The 5994-nt window shown below is 74.7% G+C and carries 5 protein-coding genes; 3 read left to right on the forward strand and 2 right to left on the reverse strand.

Annotated features, from left to right (window positions below):
- Nucleotides 1-1030, reverse strand: a 1030-nt coding sequence (locus tag DY240_RS24555; RefSeq protein ID WP_147375505.1) for a hypothetical protein, incomplete at its 3' end; no start/stop codon positions are given.
- A gap of 53 nt (nt 1031-1083) precedes the next feature.
- Between DY240_RS24555 and DY240_RS24560 the strand changes: the two genes are divergently transcribed.
- The gene (locus DY240_RS24560) at nt 1084-2307 is read left to right on the forward strand and encodes a S8 family peptidase (protein WP_119662343.1); all 1224 of its coding nucleotides are present in this window, start codon (nt 1084-1086) and stop codon (nt 2305-2307) included.
- 15 nt (nt 2308-2322) lie between these two features.
- Here the strand turns inward: DY240_RS24560 and DY240_RS24565 are convergent, their stop codons facing one another.
- A complete protein-coding gene (locus DY240_RS24565) occupies nt 2323-3606 on the reverse strand; it encodes an MFS transporter (protein ID WP_158602989.1) in 1284 nt (427 codons plus the stop codon).
- Nucleotides 3607-3682: 76 nt separating this feature from the next.
- Between DY240_RS24565 and DY240_RS32470 the strand changes: the two genes are divergently transcribed.
- Nucleotides 3683-3823 (forward strand): hypothetical protein, encoded by a 141-nt coding sequence (locus tag DY240_RS32470; protein WP_157574734.1) that lies wholly within the window; start codon nt 3683-3685, stop codon nt 3821-3823.
- A 38-nt stretch (nt 3824-3861) separates the two neighbouring features.
- The coding region (locus tag DY240_RS24570; protein ID WP_119662345.1) for a helicase-associated domain-containing protein at nt 3862-5994 on the forward strand (2133 nt) is incomplete at its 3' end.

Raw genomic sequence — 5994 nt, forward strand, 5'->3', positions numbered from 1 at the left:
CCGCCGCCCGGGCATGCCGCTTCGTGACGGCGCCGGCGGCGGCCTGCGCGCGCAGCAGCACGACGCGGGCATGCCGCTCGGCGTCGTCGTGCCCCTGCCGGCGGCTGGACCGCGCCGCCCGGCGGGCGAGATCGGCGGACCGGCCGGCGTTCCCGGCGGCCAGATGCACGATGGCGGCCGCGATGAACCCGTCAGACCGGCGCAGCGCCGAGTCCCGCGCCCCGTCGAGCACCGTCACCAGCTCGTCCGCCGTCGTCGCCGCGTCCTCGGTCAGCCCGGCCGCCAACTGGACGACCGCGAGGTCGCGCAGCACCTCCGGCGGGACGACGCCCAGCTCCTCGTACCGGCGGCGCGCGTCGTACAGCAGGCGCAGCGCCCGCGGGAGGTCCCCCATCCGGTGCGCGCAATCGCCCCGGTTCTGCACGACGATGGTCGCGAGGTAGCGCTGGCCGGCGCGCTCAGCCAGTTCCTGGGCGCGCCCGTACTCCACGTCGGCGTCGGCGAATCGGCCGAGGCCCAGAAGCGCTGAGGCGAGGTTCGTCCGCGCCGTCGCCTCCCAGCTCGTGTCGCCGAGGCGCGCGAGGATCGCGGCGGCCTCGTCACCGTCATGCCGCGCACCGTCGAGATCCTGGAAGAAGAAGGACGCCGCGGCCCGGCGCACCAGGATCCGGGCACGCGCGGCCGGCTCCGCCCCGTCCAGAGCACTGTCGAACGCGGCGAACGCGGAGCGCCGCCGGCCGGCCAGTGCGAGCACCGTGCCGAGGCTGGCCTCGAGGTCGGTGATCCGGGCGGTGAGCCCGTGCTTGGTCCCGACGCGGATGCCACGGCGCACGGTCCGCAGGGCGAGGCCGACCTCGCCGCGCTCTCGCTGGACGATGCCCAGCGCCTGCAGCGCGTACGTCTGGTCCAACGGTGTCGCCGCACCGGACAGCACGGCGCGCGCGGCCCGGTCCGCCTCGTCGGGGCTCGACATCGCCAGCGTCGGCAACTGATCCGCAGCTACCGCCGTCGACGTGCTTCCCGAGGTCACGCCCTGATGCTAGACATGTAGTCGTTTGCCCGAATCACGTCTGGGGGAATCCGATGCAACCGGATCGCGAACGGCTACACCAGGAGTTCGAGCGGTTACGCGAGAACAGCGCTCGACGCACGAAGGATCGGGGGTTCGAGCTCGCCGCTCGCTGGAACCGCGACGAGACGGCGATCGAGTACATGTACCGGCAGGGTCAGCTGATCTGTGACGAGCGCGACCTCGACGCCGTGCTCGAGGCGTTCGACCAGCTGCGGATCGACCGTCCCGAGGTGACGGAGGGACCAGTCGGGCTCGCGGTCCTCCACGTCCCGGACGCCGACGCCGCCGAGATCGCCTCCAGGCTGGCCGACGTCCTCGGCGACGAGCGCATCGTCGCTCCGAACCACGTGCTGGACGCGCAGGTGCACATGGCCATGTGCCCGGCGACGGAGCCGGTCCCGTCCTACGGCCCGATCCCGGTGCTCGGGGAGCCGGTCGGGGCCGGACGGCCGACGATCGCCGTGGTCGACACCGGCTACCTGCCGGACGTCGCGAAGGACTCCGGGTTCGACAAGTTCTCGGCCGTCACGAAGTTCGAGCCGGACGACGACGTGTACGTCCAGGGCACCGACGAGATCCGGCCGTACGGGGGTCACGGCACGGCGACGACGGCCCGGCTGCTCGCGGTGTCGGGCGCGGACTCGGTCAAGGTCGAGGTGCGCGACTGCCTGCTCGGTGGCGCCGTCGACGAGCTCGGCATCGTCGAGGACCTCGAGAAGGTCGTCCGTGCGGGTGTCGACATCGTCAGCGTGCAGGCGGGCCTCTACGCCCGTCACGGCACGACGCCGAAGTCGTTCGACATGTTGTACCGCCGGGTCCTGAGCAAGCACCCCGACACCGTGATCGTGGCTGCGGCGGGCAACCACGGCACCGACGTGCCGTTCTGGCCGGCGGCGTACAGCTGGGTGACGGCCGTCGGCGCGCTCACCCAAGGCGGCGACTACCGCGCCCCATGGAGCAACTTCGGTTACTGGGTCGACGCCTACACGCCGGGCGAGAGCACCGTCATCCCCTACCCGAACGGCCGCTACGACTACATCGACCAGACGTCGGCCCGCTTCAGCAACGGGCACGCACTGTGGTCGGGCACGTCGTTCGCCGCGCCGGTCGTGGCCGGGCTGATCGCCCGCCGCATGGTCGAGCGCGAGGTCTCCGCGCCGGTCGCGCGGCACATCGTGCTGCAGGAGGCGGCCATCGGCGCCCTGCCGCACACCGGCCCGCGGCTGATCGTCTGACGTCGCGCAGGTCGATCAGGCGATCGAGCCGGCCGGCGGGCCCTCCGGGTCTCCGGCCGGCTCGCGCCGCCGCTCCGCGCGGTACGCGGGCACGTAGAGGGGTGTGGCCGCCGCGACGATCAGCCCGCCCACCAGCATGGCCGCCGCCAGCGAGGCGGACTCCCCCACCGCCGTCAGCGCGACCAGGCCGACGGCGGCCGCGGGCTGGAACACCATCGAGCTCAGCGACACGACGGTCGCCCGGTGCGCCTCGGTGACCTCGCGGTGCACCAGCGTCATGTGCATCGGGCTCGACGCGCCCTGGACGACGTAGCAGGCGAGGAAGGCCATCACCACGCCCGCGGCGCCCAACGACAGCCCCATCGCGGCCACGAACAGTCCCTGCGCCAGGCGAGTCGCCGCCGCGGTGAGGGTGATGCCGACGCGCTCCGCGAGCCTGGGCGCCAGCGCCGCACCGCCGGCCGAGACGAACCAGGCAGCCGCCGCGGCCGGGCCCATGATCGCGCCGGCCCGCTCGGCGTCCTCGACCACCTCCGCGAGCCGTACCGGCGTGAGCGACTCGTACGCCGTCGCCCCGAACCCCCAGCACAACTCGACGAGGATCAGGCACTGGAGGATCCGCGAGCCGCGCACCAGCCGGAGGCTGCCGGCGATGACGCCCGGGACCTCGCGCACCGCCGTCACCGTGGCCTGCCAGCCGGACCGCTGGCGCGCCTCGACGAGCAGGCTCATGGTGGCCAGGACGGAGACGGCGCGCAGCACCGCGGCCAGCAGCACCGGCACCGCCAGCGCGTCGACCGACGGCAGCGGGTCGAGCGCCACCAGTCCACCGGCGAGCAGTGCGCTCCCGCCGATCGCGATGCCGGCGACTGTGCCGCCGCGCGACAGCCCTGCGGCGATGTCGGCGTCCGGGTCGTGCGCCTGGACCGTGTCGACGTACCACGCCTCGAGCGGACCGCTGTCCAGCGCCTTGTAGAGTCCCTGCACCGCGAATGCCACGGCGAACAGGGCGAAGGAGTCGGCGACGAAGATCAGGCCGATGCCCACCAGGCTGATCACACCGGACGCCACGAGCACCGGCCGGCGGCCGAGCGCGTCGGAGATCCCGCCCGTCGGCAGCTCGAGCACGAACACGACCAGCCCCTGCACGGCCGCCGCCAGACCCAGCTCGGAGAGCGTGAGGCCGCGGTCCAGCGGGAGCAGCGTCAGAACGGGCAGCAGCAGGCCCGACGGCATCCACCGCAGGGCCAGCAGGATCAGGTATCGCGTCCGCGCCTGCCGCGGATCGAGCTGGGTCATGGCCATGCATCATGACGCACCCGAACCATGGGACGGGGCTTGGGCCGCGCCCGGCACGGCCGGTAATGTCCCGCATGTGACTGTCGAACGACGCAAGCCCCTCGAGGTTCCCGTAGATCCCGACATCACCGCGGAGCTGAAGGCGGCCGACATCGAAGCCCGGGTCGAGGCCGCCGAGCGCAGTGCGGAGCTCCTGGAGCGTCTTCGCAAGCTCTGATTCGCAGCAGGCCAGATGCACGCCGTACCGTAGAGCGGATGACCGGGAACGACTCGGCTCCGCGCAGTCTTGCCGATGACCTGCGCGGCCGCGCCGACGACGAGCTGGCGGCGCTGCTGCGTGCCCGGCCCGATCTGCTGGTCCCGGTGCCCGCCGACGTCTCGCAACTGGCCTCGCGGGCGACCACGCGGGCGTCGGCCGTCAGAGCGCTCGACCGCCTCGACCGCTTCACGCTTCAGGTCCTCGACGCGTTGGTGATCTTACCGGCGCCGGTCGGCCGGCCCGACGTGCAGGACGCGCTCGGGGCTCCGGCGGCCGCCGTCGACGGCGCGCTGGCGACCCTGCGGACGCAGGCGCTGCTGTGGGGTCCCGACGACGACCTGCGGCTGCCGCGCATCGTTCATGAGATCGTCGGACCGCATCCGGCCGGGCTGGGCCCGCCCGCCCGGCAGGCACTGCTGGCGCTGTCGCCGTCGCGGCTCGCGTCGATCCTGGACGGGCTCGGGCTGAGCCCGTCGGCCGGCGACCACGCCGGCAACGTCGACGCCGTCGCGGGGGTGCTCACCGACCCCGGCACGCTGGCGGCGCTGCTCGACGAGCTCACCGACGACGCCCGCTCGGCGCTGGCCGCCCTGACCCCCGGCCCGCCGACCGGCCGCATCGACGACGCGCTGCGCGAGGTGCACCGCGAGACCGCGCGGACGCCGATCGACCTGTTGCTGGCCGTGGGCCTGCTCGTGCCGGTCGACTCCACGACGGTGGTGCTGCCCCGCGAGGTCGCCCTGCACCTGCGCGGCGGCCGCGTGCACCCCGACGTCCAGACGGCACCGCCGGCCCCGTCGGTCACCGAGCGCTCCCCCGACACCGTCGACCGCACCGCCGGCGCCGGAGCGTTCGACCTCACCCGCAAGGTCGAGCTGCTGCTCGACACCTGGGCGGCCGAGCCGCCGCCGGTCCTGCGCACCGGCGGGCTGGGGGTGCGCGACCTGCGCCGGCTGCCGGAGCTGCTCGACACCGACGAGGCCGGCGCCGCGCTCATCGCCGAGGTCGCCTACGCCGCCGGGCTGGTGGCCGTCGGCGACGACGCCGACGAGGTGTGGCTGCCGACGCCGGAGTTCGACGTGTGGCGGCGCGAGGACCCGGCCCGCCGCTGGGCCGTCCTCGTACAGGCGTGGCTCACGACCAGCCGGGTCGCTGGGCTGGCCGGGTCGCGCGACGAGAAGGACCGCCCGATCCCGCCGCTCGGCCGCGACCTCGAACGTCCCGCCGCGCCTGAGGTGCGCCGGCTCGCGCTGGACGAGCTGGCCGCGCTGCCTGCCGGCTGGGCGCCCGACCTCGTCGGCGTGCTGGCCGCCCTGCAGTGGCGGCGGCCGCGCCGGGCCGGCCGGTTCCGCGACGACCTCGTCCGCTGGACGCTGCGCGAGGCCGAGCAGCTCGGGCTCACGGGCATGGGTGCGCTCGCCTCGTTCGCCCGGCCGCTGCTCGAGGGCCGCAGCGGCGAGCGGGCCGTGACGGCGGCGACCGAGGCGGTGCGGGCCAGCCTCCCGCAGCCGCTGGATCACGTGCTGCTGCAGGCCGACCTGACGGCGATCGCGCCGGGTCCGCTGCGGGCCGACCTCGAACGCGAGCTCGGACTGCTGTCCGACGTCGAGAGCCGCGGCGGCGCGTCGGTGCACCGGTTCACCGCCGGCTCGCTGCGCCGGGCGCTCGACGCCGGCCGCACCGCCTCCGACGTGCACGCGTTCCTGGCCGCCATCTCGCGCACGCCGGTGCCGCAGCCGCTGACGTACCTCGTCGACGACGTCGCGCGCACGCACGGGCAGCTGCGGGTCGGCGCCGCGTCGGCGTTCGTCCGCTGCGACGACGAGACCGTCCTGGCCGCCATCATGGCCGATCCGCGCTCGTCCAGCCTCGGGCTGCGCCGGCTCGCGCCCACCGTCCTGGCGTCGTCGATCGCGGCGAACACGCTGGTCGATCGGTTGCGCCAGCTCGGGTTCAGCCCGGTGCCGGAGGCCGCCGACGGGTCCATCGTCATCGGCCGCGCAGAGCCGCGCCGCGCGACGACCCGGTTCGCGCCGCGGCCCGCGCCGGCCGAGCTGTCGACGCCCGACGAGGCGCTGCTCGGTGCCGCCGTCCGGGCGCTCCGGGCCGGGGACCGGTCGCGGGCCGAG

The organism is Jiangella rhizosphaerae, from assembly GCF_003579925.1.
Taxonomy (GTDB): Bacteria; Actinomycetota; Actinomycetes; order Jiangellales; family Jiangellaceae; genus Jiangella; species Jiangella rhizosphaerae.